Source organism: Gelidibacter japonicus (genome assembly GCF_010725055.1).
GTDB lineage: Bacteria > Bacteroidota > Bacteroidia > Flavobacteriales > Flavobacteriaceae > Gelidibacter > Gelidibacter japonicus.
This window is the reverse complement of the sequence record NZ_BJKB01000004.1, coordinates 233340-248226: the sequence shown is the minus strand read 5'-3', so window position 1 is coordinate 248226 and position 14887 is coordinate 233340. Positions and strand designations below refer to the sequence as shown.

Below are 14887 nucleotides of genomic sequence, written 5' to 3'. Positions count from 1 at the left end.
AATATGATTATCTGGGTTTTATACGATATCAAAAACGATGCTGCTCGTAATTTCGTTTCCAAAGTTTGTTTAAAAGCAGGGTTATATCGCGTGCAATATTCCTGTTTTTTAGGGACATTAACCAACAATGAAAAGGACAGTTTGGAGCTACAAATAGAAAACGTAATCGATGAGGAGGCTGACAAGATCTATATTTTCCAAATGAACAAAGAGCAATTAAAAGGGTGCACCATGATGGGACAGGCATTTGATGAAAAGCTAGTGAAAGATGAAGTAAAATCATTATTTTTCTGATGCAGAGCTTTTATCCATCCCAAATAATCGAATACTTGTATTGTCCGCGTTATACTTATTTTGAGTATGTACTGCGTATCCCACAGTACGAGGAAAAATTTTATAAAGTAAATCGTGGCCGTGAGGTCCATGATCAAAAACAAGAACGAAACAAAGATTATCTTCGAAAAAAAATTGGGGCAGTTCACAAATGGACTGATCAATATTTGGGAATGGAAGGACTACGAGGCAAGGTGGATGAAGTACTCAAATTGGAAAATGGAACCTTCGCACCTTTAGACTATAAATTTGCCCATTGGAAAGATAAAATTTATGATACTTATAAACAACAATTATATTGTTATGCGGTTCTTATTGAGGACAATTTTGGCTCAAAAGTTGAAAAAGGTTATTTAGTTTATACCCGTAGCAAACACAAGTTGATTGAAATACCAATTCCAGCTGAGGCAAAATTGGAAATAAAAGATAGTATGCAAGCTATGCTTGACATTATAGAACAGAATAAATTTCCAAAAGCCACCAAGTTTAAAAAAAGATGTGTAAATTGTACCTATCGGAATATTTGTATCAAATAGATGCTTCCGCAAGGCAATTTATATATTCACAGTTAAAAAAACAGGCTTATGACAAGCATAGCGGTTACTACGCAATACGGAAGACCTATATTTTTGGATACTATGTCGTTCTTTGACATCTTGAAATTCGGGATTTTAAAAATTGAAGAAACCTTCTTAAGCATTATCATTACTGGTTTTGGGCGCACAATCGGATTCCCAACCATTCCATTTAGAAATTAGGATTGAAACCGATCGGTTTCAATGCTTCACCGTCTACAGTTAGAATTCCCAACCATTCCATTTAGAAATTAGGATTGAAACATATCAGCACTTATGAGCGAAAGTGTACTTAAAAGAATTCCCAACCATTCCATTTAGAAATTAGGATTGAAACTGAAAAGGATTTCCAGGACGTGAACCTCGAAGAGTTATTCCCAACCATTCCATTTAGAAATTAGGATTGAAACAATTGGGTTAAATAATTGGTATAGCGGTCAAAAAAAATTCCCAACCATTCCATTTAGAAATTAGGATTGAAACAAGCAATTGCGACCCGACCAAATGTTAAAAAACAAATTCCCAACCATTCCATTTAGAAATTAGGATTGAAACAACCACATACTTATGGCGCAAATTTGCCTGTACCTAATTCCCAACCATTCCATTTAGAAATTAGGATTGAAACTAAAATTGAGCTTGATAGGGCAATTAACGGAACGCTATTCCCAACCATTCCATTTAGAAATTAGGATTGAAACTGAAGAAGCCCAAAAGATTATGGGCAAATATAACCGATTCCCAACCATTCCATTTAGAAATTAGGATTGAAACCGAAGCCATCAGCAACACAGGCGTTGGCTTCATCATATTCCCAACCATTCCATTTAGAAATTAGGATTGAAACTTCTCTAAACTGTTGGTCAGATCAAGCCATTCTGTATTCCCAACCATTCCATTTAGAAATTAGGATTGAAACACTGCCGTTGCTATGTGGTACCACGACAGGATTGGGATTCCCAACCATTCCATTTAGAAATTAGGATTGAAACTTTTTCATAGTCATTATATGATGCAGGAGAGACAAAAAGAAATTCCCAACCATTCCATTTAGAAATTAGGATTGAAACGCCATTAAGCAATTCATCGAGCAAAGCGGATTGTTAAATTCCCAACCATTCCATTTAGAAATTAGGATTGAAACTGGCCGATTATCTGAATGAAAACTTTCAGGTGAGAAATTCCCAACCATTCCATTTAGAAATTAGGATTGAAACTCCACAGGCACGCCATGCCCTTCCTTTTCCAGCCACATTCCCAACCATTCCATTTAGAAATTAGGATTGAAACATGAATTCACAGTTGATGGGGTAACGTTTGTCAATATTCCCAACCATTCCATTTAGAAATTAGGATTGAAACAGGTTCGACCGATTGTCACAAGAGAAAAAAGACGCAATTCCCAACCATTCCATTTAGAAATTAGGATTGAAACAAAGATCACTGATGATTCCTGTAGTTGATTTTCTGATATTCCCAACCATTCCATTTAGAAATTAGGATTGAAACGACAGTATTCCTGAACCAGTAGTACAATATTAATCAATTCCCAACCATTCCATTTAGAAATTAGGATTGAAACCTTTCATTATGATTTGATTTATAGTTGTTTACTTGTATTCCCAACCATTCCATTTAGAAATTAGGATTGAAACCGTAAAACGTGAGGCGATAAAAACAGCCAACAGAAATTCCCAACCATTCCATTTAGAAATTAGGATTGAAACATTCTAAATATCTGAAAAGCATTTCTTGTGAAAACTTATTCCCAACCATTCCATTTAGAAATTAGGATTGAAACAAGCAGTCATTATTTTTTTTGCTTTTTCCATGTTTGATTCCCAACCATTCCATTTAGAACTTAGGATTGAAACTTTAACTGCTCGATCTCTTCATCGCTTCCCCATAATTATTCCCAACCATTCCATTTAGAAATTAGGATTGAAACCAATCAGCATTAAATGGTAAAGAAAATACATTTTCAATTCCCAACCATTCCATTTAGAAATTAGGATTGAAACCTGCCGATGAAACCCTTTTGCTGAGCTACATCCAAGATTCCCAACCATTCCATTTAGAAATTAGGATTGAAACTTAAAGAAAATAAAGACAATAAATATGCACCATACTATTCCAAACCATTCCATTTAGAAATTAGGATTGAAACCCATCAATAGCATCGTGACTGGAAAGAATTATACTATTCCCAACCATTCCATTTAGAAATTAGGATTGAAACCACATCAATGGCATATGCCGGTATTTATACCAGAAAATTCCCAACCATTCCATTTAGAAATTAGGATTGAAACAGCCTTTGGTCAGCTCCATGATGCCACTTGGTGGTGATTCCCAACCATTCCATTTAGAAATTAGGATTGAAACAAAAAACAAGATCATGAAATTTACAAGCAAATATATTCCCAACCATTCCATTTAGAAATTAGGATTGAAACTGATGAATTTGCTCAAGAAGTAGGCGGTGAGTTCAATTCCCAACCATTCCATTTAGAAATTAGGATTGAAACACTACAGTTCCAACATAAACAATCTTACAAATAATATATTCCCAACCATTCCATTTAGAAATTAGGATTGAAACTAATTTGATTTGTCGTTAACATTATTCAAATAGTTTATTCCCAACCATTCCATTTAGAAATTAGGATTGAAACCACTCATTGCCAGGATGGACAAAAAACCACCCTATATTCCCAACCATTCCATTTAGAAATTAGGATTGAAACAAAGCGTGGGCGTGGCAATGAGCAGTAATATGCTTTATTCCCAACCATTCCATTTAGAAATTAGGATTGAAACCCCGATGTGGCCAGACTTTGAAAATGAGTTCTTGTTTCATTCCCAACCATTCCATTTAGAAATTAGGATTGAAACAGTACAGCGTGAATTTTCAGAGTTTGCTGTATGATCTGATTCCCAACCATTCCATTTAGAAATTAGGATTGAAACACTTCTACACCTGAAATGTTGATCTCGCTTACAGCTATTGCAAAATACAATTCTGAAAGCAATTCACAACCTTAATTTTTTCATTTTGCTTTGATTTTAGCCTGTGAATAGTCAACTAAAATACAATTCTGAAAGCAATTCACAAAGCACAGTGTAAAAAAAAGGTATAGCGTATATACTCCCTGGATAATGTATGGAAAGAGTATGGATAATGTATGAAATGGATACATCAAAACAAGTTAAGGAAATAAAATACTTCTTTACAATTTCATATAGCTTGGCTAGATCCTTCTTCTTACGCTCGAGCAATCCCGAAAACTGGCAAACCCGTAAAAATCGTAATGAGTTATGATAAGATTAACGCATTAAGTTGACTCAATCAATAAGTCAAAACCCTCCAAAAACAAAAAAGCCGCTACTTACGTAACGGCTTTGTTTGCTCCTCTTCTTGGGCTCGAACCAAGGACCCTCTGATTAACAGTCAGATGCTCTAACCAACTGAGCTAAAGAGGAAGGTTAATTATATTTATTTAAGAACGTTTTTGTTTCCCGATGCTCTAACCTCCCGATAGCTATCACGATGAGCTAAAGTGGAAGGTTTAATACCTTATTTTGAGGATGCAAATATATTGCTATTTTTAACTTGAGCAAAACTATTTTGAAAAATTTTTATTCAGTCAATGCTTTAAAAATATCATTGCCATTGGCAAACAATACTAACATGATGAGAATCATGAATCCAATCACCTGAGCACGCTCTAAAAACTTTTCACTTGGTTTGCGTCCGGATACAATTTCGTACAATAAAAACATGACATGACCTCCATCCAATGCAGGAATTGGCAACAAATTCAGTACCGCCAACATAATGGAAAGGAAGGCGGTAATGCCCCAAAAATATTCCCAGCTCCAAACGCTCGGGAACACATCATATATAGCCTTAAACCCACCTACTTCTTTATAGGCGCCCGTACTTGGAGTAAAAATAGCTTTAAATTGTTTGATATAGGACAAAATCTTATCCTTGGTTTTGACTACGCCTACCGGAATAGCTTCCAAAAAACTGTATTTCTTGGTTTCAAAATCGTAATATCCTAAAGAACCCAAGGTTTCTGGCGTAGCTCCCGTAGCATAAACCAAACCTAATTTACCTTCATCACTAACCGTTAATGGGGTCTCAAAAGTGTTATTATCCCTCAAAATGGTGGCGGTAACTTTTTGCCCCTTATAATTATTTAAAGCTGGCAAGAGTTGGTCGGCATATTTGGTTTTGGTATCATCCAATGCGATGATAATATCTCCTTTTCTAAGTCCAGCCGATTTGTTAAAAGAGGTGTCCGGAACTTCATTGATAATAAAAGGCATTCTTAAGCTGACGAACTTCTTTTCTTTGGCATCACTAATTTGGGATAGAAAATCTTGTGGTAATTCTATGTTAGATTGCACGCCATCACGCTCAATAGTCACTTGCTTTCCAAAGAGAATATGTTCAAAAATTTGCATAAAATCCTCAATGACAAAATCGTCAACCGCAATAATTTTATCACCTGTTTTGATACCTAGATCGTTAAGCACCGTACTTTCAATAAGAACTCCATCCGGAATGTTTTCGTTGGGAAGGATCTTATCGCCATAATAATAGCTGGTTCCAATATAAATAAATACGGCCAAAATCACGTTGACGGTCACCCCTCCCAACATAATGATAAGCCGTTGCCAAGCCGGTTTAGAACGGAACTCCCATGGTTGCGGGGGCAATGCCATTTGTTCCTTATCCATACTTTCATCGATCATTCCCGCTATCTTGACATAGCCTCCAAGTGGCAACCAACCGATTCCATAGACGGTATCGCCTATTTTTTTCTTAAACAAACTATATTTGATATCAAAAAACAAATAGAATTTTTCTACGCGCGTCTTGAATAATCTTGCCGGTATAAAATGCCCCAGTTCGTGCAATACGATAAGCAGGGACAAACTCAATAAAAATTGAGAAATTTTAATTACAAACTCCATTGATTTCTTTTCAAAAAAAAATTATAAGGCACAAAAGTAGTCTTTTAACCGCATTTAGAAAACTAATACGATTCTAATAGCTAATTTTTTAACAGCGATTTATTAATCCTGCCCATGTTGGTTCGGAGTTCCACAAAAAACAGGCCAGAAGAAAGCATAGTGACATCAATGGTTGAATGTCCAACCGATGTGCTCATAAGTTGACCAAGGGCATTATAAATACGGACTTCATCAATCGACAGAACGTCAGGTTTTTTTATGGTCAACCGTTCCGAAACCGGATTGGGATAGAATACTATATCCATATTTAGAAAGGATTTGTCTGTACTCAGAACCGTCGTATTGTTTTTTGATATAATATCGTATTCTGGGTTGATCAGTACTTCTGCCACTTGGAAATTAACCGTTTTAATGAAAACTTCACCATTGAGGGTATGGTCCAAAATCAGATCGAGAATTTCACCCTCGGTACCTACCAGTCGTACGGGCAGGTCCACTTCAAAAAAAGATACGGACGCATGACTTTGGAGCTGCTCTAAGGTTAGTCTTATTTCGGTAGGCGTGGCCTGTGACCATTCTAAGTTAAAGCTTGGATATCCTTCGCCGTAGAGCCAATCATCGAAAAACCCAGATAGATCTACGCTACTTGTTTGTTCCATAATAGCCATAAAATCTTCCGATCTGGCGTACCCGAAAGCGTGATCCGGATGGTTTAAATAATTCTTCAAGCCTTGGAAAAAATGCGCATCACCCAATTTTTTTCTGAGCATATGCAACAGCATCGCCCCTTTATTATAAGACAGACGCTGATTGAAAATACGATTGACACTCAGGGTGTCAGTATCCTTCAGAAAGACTGCGCCATCAGGGGCAGAGGTAATTGAGTTGAGCATCTGCTGTTTCCAGTTCTTGAATGATGCATCGCCATCTAAGTTTTCAACGACGAGCCCGGACATATAGGTAGCAAATCCTTCATTGAGCCAAATATCTTTCCAACTGCCGCAGGTCACTTTATTTCCAAACCAATGATGACCCAGTTCGTGGGCGATTAAGTTACGTCCAAAACTTCCCATAAAGGATACGGTCGTATGCTCCATCCCACCACTCCATCCAAATTGGGCATGGCCATATTTTTCATCGGCATATGGGTATTCGCCAAAAAGCGTACTGTAAAGGTTCATGACGTCAACCGTGACCGGAGTTTGCGCTTGTACAGTTGCTAAGTTTTCCGGATAGACGTAATTGACAATTTCAAATGGCCTTCCATTATTTGAAACGGTATCAGAGTACACTGTATAATTGGTGACCGCCATGGCTACCAAATAGGCCGGAATAGGATAATTGTGCTTAAAGTGGGTGGTCTTACTGCCTGTATTGATTATTTGCGATTGCTCCAAACCATTTGAAACGGCCACATAGGTATCCCCATCAGGATTGGTCAAAGGCGTAGTAATATACACGTCAATACTATCAATTTTATCAATCAGATCTTGCTTACATGGCCACCATCCTTTGGCACCATAGGGTTCAGAAAGCGTCCATAGAACAGGTTTCCCGGCATGGGTATTGACTTCAAAGGAGCCAAAACCCGAACTTACGGGATTTCCTGAATAGCTAATGGTCAAGGAATCCAAGACACCAAGATTTTGTTCTTCTGAAAGCGCAATGACTACTTCATCATTGCTGTTCTGAGTAAAAACCAGCGGATTTCCACGTTGTAAAACCTGAGACACCGTCATATTGGCCGCCAAATCAAAAACAACTTGGTCTAAATTGGATTTCGCTTCAAAATAGGTGGTCACATCACCACTTATGAACGCCACTGACGGATCCACCTCAAGTTCCAATCGGTGATATTTTACATCGTAATTTCCTGTATTGGCATTGGGGCGGAATTGCATGCGATGTAATGCAGATTGGGCTTCTGCAACGCTTATATCGCTAATGTGGTAATCTTGAGCATTTAAAAAACTGGGAAAGAATAAAAAAAGAAGAAGGAGGTAGTGGTTGTTCATGAAACGTAATTTTAAGATTAAAAATACCCTTTTTGATTCTTATCTGTTGTATTTTTGCAAACATATCTCATACAACATTTTCAAAACCATTAAAAATGCTATCTTTCTTTAGAGAATATAAGTTTTTTGCCATCTTTATGTTCTTTTTATCCGCAATCATTGTCACAATTATGTACAATGTACTGACACCCAAAAAAGTGCTTCCTATTTACCAACCTACCATGGTGAATTTTGAAATGGTGGATAGCACTTTGCAATACCAAAGTAAATACCATAAAATTGCCGACTTCAGCCTGATCAATCAGAATGGTGACACCGTTACCCAGAAGGATTACGAAAACAAAATTTATGTGGCCGATTTCTTCTTTACGACCTGTCAAACCATTTGTCCGATCATGACCGATCATATGGCCCAAATCCAAAAAGCAACCTTAGCGGATGAGGAAATCATGCTACTCTCTTATTCGGTTACGCCAGAAATTGATGATGTGGATCAATTAAAGCGTTATGCTATTGAAAAAGGGGTCATCGACAAAAAATGGAATTTAGTCACAGGCGATAAAAAGCAGATTTATGAACTCGCAAGGAAAAGTTATTTGGCTGTCAAAACAGACGGTAACGGCGATGAATACGACATGATCCACACTGAAAACTTCATGCTCATTGACAAAAAGCGACAAATTCGTGGCTATTACGACGGCACCCAGCCTGACGATATCGAAAAATTATTGGACGATATTAAAATACTAAAGAACGAAGGGTAAAAGGATTGTTGATTTACGATTGTTGATTTACGATTGTTGATTTACGATTGTTGATCGGGGATTGTTGATTGGGGATTGTTGATTGGGGATTGTTGATTGGGGATTGTTGATTTTAGATTGGGATTTAAGCGAACGAAATTGAAGTTGAAGTTGAAACTTGCAACATGATGGTAGCAGTTCTGAATTTGAATGCGATGATCGAAAATGGCTGAACCTCAACACATATTACTTTGAATTTATTTCCCGCAGATGTCGCAGATTTTCGCAGAAGCCTTAAAACACACCGAATTTACTAGCTTGATTTACTTTTTTAGTACTCTCCTACCAATGAACTGATTGAATGTCCCTGATTAGAGTTGGCCGTTATGCAAAAATCAACACTCTTCAACCCCCCGTACCGAAATGGCACGTTCGGGCGGGTCGTTAATCGCTAATCTCAAAACCTACTCTAATCCCTAATCCCTAATCCCTCAAGATACCCACTACCCACTACCCACTACCCACTACCCACTACCCACTACCCACTACCCACTACCCACTACCCACTACCCACTACCCACTACCCACTACCCACTAATATCTCTCAACTTTCTTCCCCCAAATAACAAACAATAAATTTTTTTCGTTTACTTTTGCTTCTTTAAAATCAATCTAAATAAGCTTGCAAGCAACAGTCGCACATCTAAAAAAAGGGCAACGCGGTATTATTACTGATGTTTCATCCATTTATATCCCATTGAAACTATTGGAAATGGGCTGTTTACCGGGCAATTTTGTAGAGCTTGTTCAAGTGGCCTATTTTTCTGACCCCATGTATCTCAACATCAATGGCACCCATTTGGCCATCAGAAAAGAGACGGCACTTCACATATTAATAGATATTCTATAATGAGTAAACAGATCAATGTTGCATTAATAGGAAATCCAAACACAGGTAAAACTTCAGTATTTAATGCGCTTACCGGATTGAACCAAAAGGTTGGGAACTACCCCGGAATTACGGTTGAAAAAAAAGAAGGTATCTGCAAATTGTCCCGAGGTGTGAAAGCGCACATCATCGATTTGCCAGGAACTTATAGCTTGAATGCTTCTTCATTGGATGAAAACGTGGTCATCGAGTTGCTTCTCAACAAAAACGATAAGGATTTTCCAGATGTTGCCGTAGTTGTGAGCGATGTTGAGAACCTGAAAAGAAACCTACTCCTTTTTACACAAATCAAAGACTTGGAAATCCCGAGTATTCTGGTCATCAATATGGCGGATAGAATGCGTTATAAAGGTATTTCCTTGGATATTCCGTATTTAGAAAAGCAGTTGAACACTAAGATTGCCTTGGTAAGTACCAGAAAAAACTACGGCATTGACGAGTTAAAGGAATTGATTTCCAATTATAGAGAACTGTCAACTGTTCCGTGTATGAATGCTTCAGAAATAGACAAGGACTATTTTGACGGATTGCGCAAAGCTTTTCCAGATCAGTTATTATATAAACTTTGGTTAGTTATTACCCAAGATGTTAATTTTGGTAAGACAGACCGCAATGAAATTGATCCTGTTGCCGATTTTAAGACGAAATCGAAATCCGAACTCAAACGTCTTCAGCAAAAGGAAACCATCAAGCGTTATCAATTTATAAACGAAACGCTTAAAAAGGGCCAAATCATAGATTTAAGTACGGCTAAAGACCTTCGAATCAAACTCGATCGAATTTTAACCCATAAAGTCTGGGGCTATGTCATTTTCTTTTTCATTTTATTGACTATTTTTCAAGCCATTTATGACTGGTCCAGTGTGCCAATGGATTTTATCGATTCCACATTTGCATCATTGAGCGAATGGACCAAAAACGCACTTCCTGAAGGTACTTTTACTAATTTATTGGCAGAAGGTATTATTCCTGGACTGGGTGGGATTGTCATTTTCATACCTCAGATCGCCTTTTTATTCCTGTTTATTTCAATACTCGAAGAAACCGGCTACATGAGTCGCGTGGTCTTTTTAATGGATCGAGGCATGCGGCGCTTTGGATTGAGCGGAAAAAGTGTAGTCCCTTTAATTTCTGGGACGGCTTGTGCCATTCCGGCAATTATGGCCACCCGAAATATTGAAAGCTGGAAAGAGCGACTCATCACTATTTTAGTGACACCTTTTACCACCTGCTCGGCGAGATTGCCAGTGTATCTCATTATCATCTCCTTGGTTATTCCAGATAAACGATTCTTTGGTTTAGGCTATCAGGCCATGACCCTAATGTTGTTATATCTTATCGGATTTGGTGCGGCTTTGGGGTCAGCAATGATCCTAAACAAAATCCTTAAAATTAGAAGCAAGACCTTTTTTGTGGTTGAAATGCCAAATTACAAGTTGCCATTATTAAAGAACGTTGCATTGACAGTTGTTGAAAAAACCAAAGCTTTCGTTTTTGGTGCTGGAAAAATCATCTTGGCCATTTCCATCATTCTTTGGTTTTTGGCCTCTTATGGTCCGGGAGACGATTTCAATAACGCTGAAGAAATTGTCGCTACGGAATTTGCGAATCAAAACCTTAGCGAGGATGAAATAGAACATCATGTGGCTTCGCAGAAATTAGAACATTCCTTTCTTGGCATTACAGGGCACGCCATTGAACCTGCCATCAGACCTTTGGGATACGATTGGAAAATTGGTATTGCCCTGGTGAGTTCATTCGCTGCCCGTGAAGTTTTTGTAGGCACCTTAGCAACCATATATAGCGTTGGAAGTGATGACGAAGAAACCATCAAAAACAGGATGGCGGGAGAAGTCAATCCGATTTTGGGAGGGCCGCTTTTTAATTTTGCTTCAGGTATTTCATTGTTGTTGTTTTACGCCTTTGCCATGCAGTGCATGAGCACCTTGGCCATTGTGCAGCGAGAAACCAATTCGTGGAAATGGCCCATCTTACAGCTTGTAATAATGAGCACTTTTGCGTATATTATAGCATTGATTGCGTTTCAGGTTTTGAAGTAGGTGGAAAGACGGATGACAGAAGGATTAGGGATTAGGGATTAGAAATAACAAACCGGCAATAACGACTGAAAACTGCAACTGAAAACTAAAAAAATGAACGATACGATTCAAAACATATTAGCTTTTTTGGCCCTGGGACTTGCACTAAGTTTCTTGATCAAAAAATTCTTTTGGAAAAAATCCAAGAAGCAAAAGGCTTTTGGTGATGCTCATAATTGTGATAAGTGTCATTGAGCATGTTTACTGATATTAGTCTGCGTAAAATCATGGGATCTCAACGATCGCACTGAATTTTTTTTCCCGCAGATCTCACAGATACTCGCAGATTTTGTCTTAGTTCTATAGTCTTTATTCTTTCCTCCTGGCTGCTATCTTTTCACATTTCCTAACCAAAAAAGAAAGCATGCAGAATCAATCCTATTTATACTTCTCAAACCAAGCGAAAATATGCGCCACCTTGCTGATCAGATTACTCGGTCGTTGGGCGATATTATGATAGGCCTCTGGTATTTCGACCAAAACTGTTTCAACTTTTCTAAGTTTTAGGGCATGGTAGAGCTGTTTTGCCTCACTTGGCGGTGTTCTCAAATCATTCATCCCAACCATGACCATGGTTGGCGTTTCTATATTACCTACCAATGATATAGGCGAAAATTTCCAATAGGTTTCAAAATTCTCCCAAGGTTGTCCTTCGTAGCGCTTTTCGGCATAACCATAATAATTATCAGCCACCAAGGTTTTACTGATCCAATTGACCACAGGTTTTATTACTGCAGCCGCTTTAAAACGATGGTTCTTTCCAATCATCCAGGTCGTCATGATGCCGCCGGCACTGCCACCGGTCACGTACAATTTATCGTTATCTACAATACCTTTTTCAACCAGATAATCCACACCATCCATCACATCATTATAGTCCTGTCCCGGATAATTATTCTTTAATAAATTCCCGAATTCCTCACCGTAGCTCGTGCTTCCTCGCGGATTTGGATAAAATACGACATAGCCTGCAGCAGCGAACAATTGGATTTCAGCGGTAAATCGGTCGCCGTAATTCAAAATCGGACCGCCATGATTTTCCACTAACAGTGGATATTTTTTAGAGGCATCATAAAATGGCGGTTTAACGATCCAGCCTTGAATGTCCCTACCGTCAAAAGTCGATTTGTACCAAACTTCCTCTGTCCTGCCCAACTCACGGAAAGCAAGCACATCGGCATTCAAATTGGTAATCAATAATGGTCCTTTCTTGTTTTGGATGACTGCCAAGTCGGCTGGATATTCCGGACGGGTTTGTGTATATACCAAAGTCCCATTTTGGGACACAGAATAAGATCCAGAGGCATAAGGTCGTCCAATGGTTGTTCCGCCAACATGATCAGCCAACTTTGTAATTTTTCCTGAAGTTGTAATATATCCGATTTTGGAATTTCCTTTTTCGTCATACATAAAATACAAGCCCTTCCCGCTCGAGTCCCAGATAATATCAGAAATACTGTTATCAAAACTTGAAGAAATAGTGCGTTTATTGCTGCCATCGCTATTCATCAAATGTAACAAGGTGTTTTGATGGTCCTGCACACGATCTTCAAATCCCAGATAAGCCACCGTTTTCCCGTCAGGCGATACTTGTGGCGAATGATCCGGTCCGTCCTGAGAGGTCAAAGCGGTAATTTGCTTGGTATCCACATGCACTTTATAAACTTCGCTATTTCGGAACCTGTATTCCCAATCTTCAAATCGGTTTGAGGAAAAATATATCTCTTTCCCATCTGGAGAAAAGGATAGGTTGCCACGGTGACTGTAATTGTCGCTGGTCAGTTGTCTGGCGGTGCCACCTTCGGCAGGGATTATAAAAACATGGGTAAATCCGGGCTCCATATAGCCACTACCGTCAGCTTCGTGTTTGAGTCGGTCTGTAATTCGTGCCGATTCTGCCCATTTGGCACCTTTTGGTTTTTCTGGTAATTTGGCTACAACTGGTGGTTTTTCTGCAATGAACATCGTAAAAGCAATCCATTTTCCATCAGGCGACCAGGTTAAGGAACTTGGCGATTTTTCCAACTGCGAAATCTTGGCGATTTGTCCAGTTGCTGTCCAGTACATATATATTTCTGAGCCTTCATCTGTTGTACTTGAGAATACAATGCGATCTCCCGTTGGCGACCAACTTGCTTGTGATTCACTGACTTCTCTTGAGGTCAATTTACGATGGGATGTACCATCAGTATTGACAATCCACAGATTCCCGTTGGCATTGTCCTTCATGATGTCAAATCCATTTCTTTTGTAAACAATCTGCGTACCATCAGGGGAAATTTGCGGATCAGTGGCCCACTCCAATGCAAAAACATCCATGGGCTGAAAAGGTAGTTTTTGCGTTTGTGCAAGGGCAAATTGAAGACTGAAAAGACTAACTAGGAGACTAAAGAAACGGACCATACAAATAGAATTAAATTTGAAAAGCCCAAGTTACTGAATTTTAAAATTACAGGAATAAGAAAATGTAAGTTGTACTATTTTAACTGATAAAATATAAAAGAGGCTACGCTTCCTGTAAGAACAAGTTTTTAGCGACATTTTCTGAAACTACCAATTCAACGTCATTGAATTTGATTTTTACAGAATTATCAAAAGGTTCTTTATGGATGATTTCGATGGTAGTGCCAAGACTGATATGATTCGCATCCAAATACTTTAAGAAGTCGCTCGAGCTATCATGAACACCAATACATACGTAAGACTGACCTTCCTGGGCATCGGTGAGACTTGTTTTATCGATCTCTTCAAAATTGCCGTGCTTATCTGGAATGGGATCGCCATGTGGATCCACTTTCGGAAAATCCAAAAACTCATCAAGCTTATCGGTTAGTTTTTCTGATTTGATATGTTCCAATTGCTCGGCCACATCATGCACCTCATCCCACGAGAAATTAAGCTTTTCCAATAAAAAAACTTCCCAAAGTCGATGCTTTCTTACCACTTTAACCGCATGGGCCCGACCCGCCTTAGACAGCGTAACACCTTGATAAGGAATATAGGAAACCATGTTTTTTTCCGCCAATTTCTTGATCATATCGGTAACGGAAGAGGCCTTGGTTTGCATTTCTTCAGCTAAGGCATTAGTCGACACCTCATTGGACGATTGATTTTCCAAGTGATAAATAGCTTTAAGGTAATTTTCTTCAGCGAGCGTCATACAAAATATTATTATCTACAAATATAT

General features: G+C 38.5%; 9 protein-coding genes, 1 tRNA gene and 1 CRISPR repeat array. Of the genes, 5 read left to right on the top strand and 5 right to left on the bottom strand.

Features of this window, described 5'->3' with window-relative positions; all coding sequences use genetic code 11:
• Nucleotides 1-3: 3 nt before the first annotated feature.
• A complete protein-coding gene (gene cas2 / locus G6N06_RS06485; RefSeq protein ID WP_163515247.1) occupies nucleotides 4-294 on the top strand; it encodes a CRISPR-associated endonuclease Cas2 in 291 nt (96 codons plus the stop codon).
• Nucleotides 294-869 carry a CRISPR-associated protein Cas4 gene (gene cas4, locus G6N06_RS06480; RefSeq protein ID WP_163515246.1) on the top strand — a complete coding sequence of 192 codons (576 nt, stop codon included), beginning with the start codon at nucleotides 294-296 and terminating at the stop codon, nucleotides 867-869. The genes cas2 and cas4 overlap by 1 nt, the downstream gene beginning before the upstream one ends.
• A 194-nt stretch (nucleotides 870-1063) precedes the next feature.
• Nucleotides 1064-3878: a CRISPR direct-repeat array (repeat unit 37 nt; unit sequence ATTCCCAACCATTCCATTTAGAAATTAGGATTGAAAC).
• 439 nt (nucleotides 3879-4317) lie between these two features.
• Here the strand turns inward: cas4 and G6N06_RS06475 are convergent.
• From G6N06_RS06475 to G6N06_RS06465, 3 genes are all read right to left on the bottom strand, one after another.
• A tRNA-Asn gene (locus tag G6N06_RS06475) sits at nucleotides 4318-4391 on the bottom strand.
• 156 nt (nucleotides 4392-4547) lie between these two features.
• The gene (rseP, locus tag G6N06_RS06470) at nucleotides 4548-5894 is read right to left on the bottom strand and encodes an RIP metalloprotease RseP (protein WP_163515245.1); all 1347 of its coding nucleotides are present in this window, start codon (nucleotides 5892-5894) and stop codon (nucleotides 4548-4550) included.
• A gap of 80 nt (nucleotides 5895-5974) precedes the next feature.
• The gene (locus tag G6N06_RS06465; protein ID WP_163515244.1) at nucleotides 5975-7909 is read right to left on the bottom strand and encodes a M1 family metallopeptidase; all 1935 of its coding nucleotides are present in this window, start codon (nucleotides 7907-7909) and stop codon (nucleotides 5975-5977) included.
• 95 nt (nucleotides 7910-8004) lie between these two features.
• Between G6N06_RS06465 and G6N06_RS06460 the strand changes: the two genes are divergently transcribed.
• The 3 genes from G6N06_RS06460 to feoB all read left to right on the top strand — a co-directional run bounded on the left by G6N06_RS06460 (nucleotide 8005) and on the right by feoB (nucleotide 11661).
• Nucleotides 8005-8673: an SCO family protein gene (locus tag G6N06_RS06460; RefSeq protein WP_163515243.1), complete on the top strand. Its 669-nt coding sequence runs from the start codon at nucleotides 8005-8007 to the stop codon at nucleotides 8671-8673.
• Between the two features lie 661 nt (nucleotides 8674-9334).
• Nucleotides 9335-9562: a FeoA family protein gene (locus G6N06_RS06455; protein ID WP_129015733.1), complete on the top strand. Its 228-nt coding sequence runs from the start codon at nucleotides 9335-9337 to the stop codon at nucleotides 9560-9562.
• On the top strand, nucleotides 9562-11661 hold the full coding sequence (feoB, locus tag G6N06_RS06450; protein ID WP_163515242.1) for a ferrous iron transport protein B: 2100 nt from the start codon (nucleotides 9562-9564) through the stop codon (nucleotides 11659-11661). Before G6N06_RS06455 ends, feoB begins: the two co-directional genes overlap by 1 nt.
• 417 nt (nucleotides 11662-12078) lie before the next feature.
• On the opposite strand, the gene G6N06_RS06445 is transcribed toward feoB, so the two are convergent.
• Nucleotides 12079-14103, bottom strand: a complete 2025-nt coding sequence (locus G6N06_RS06445) for a S9 family peptidase (RefSeq protein ID WP_163515241.1) — start codon at nucleotides 14101-14103, stop codon at nucleotides 12079-12081.
• Between the two features lie 103 nt (nucleotides 14104-14206).
• Nucleotides 14207-14860: a metal-dependent transcriptional regulator gene (locus tag G6N06_RS06440; protein ID WP_163515240.1), complete on the bottom strand. Its 654-nt coding sequence runs from the start codon at nucleotides 14858-14860 to the stop codon at nucleotides 14207-14209.
• Between the last annotated feature and the right edge of the window lie 27 nt (nucleotides 14861-14887).